This is a genomic window from Acidithiobacillus sp. IBUN Pt1247-S3, from assembly GCF_041146875.1.
GTDB lineage: Bacteria > Pseudomonadota > Gammaproteobacteria > Acidithiobacillales > Acidithiobacillaceae > Igneacidithiobacillus.
Window position 1 is genome coordinate 1 of record NZ_JBFRXP010000089.1, and the last position, 349, is coordinate 349.

At 57.3% G+C, this 349-nt stretch carries 1 protein-coding gene; it reads left to right on the forward strand.

All coding sequences use genetic code 11. From position 1 onward, the window contains the following. Positions 1 to 2: 2 nt before the first annotated feature. On the forward strand, positions 3 to 349 hold a 347-nt coding region (locus AB4090_RS15175; protein ID WP_369574709.1), incomplete at its 3' end, for an alkaline phosphatase family protein.

The window sequence follows — 349 nt, forward strand, 5'->3', positions numbered from 1 at the left end:
GCCTGGGCGTAGGCGCCAGCCTGACCGCCTTTTTGGGCAGTTCCGTAGCCAGAGCGGCCACGCTTCCGGCCAACAATCGTACGGGCAGCTTGGAAGACGTTGAACACATTGTCGTCTTCATGCAAGAAAACCGGTCTTTTGACCATTACTTTGGTCACTTGAACGGCGTGCGCGGCTACAATGACCGCTTTCCTCTACGCCTGCCCAATGGCAAGCCCATCTGGTTTCAAGGACGCATGGATGACCCGAGCCGCCCCATCCTGCCCTTTCACCTCAACACCCAAAAGACCTCCGCCCAATTCATCCAGGACTTAGACCACAGCTGGCAATCCCAACATGGGGCGATTGC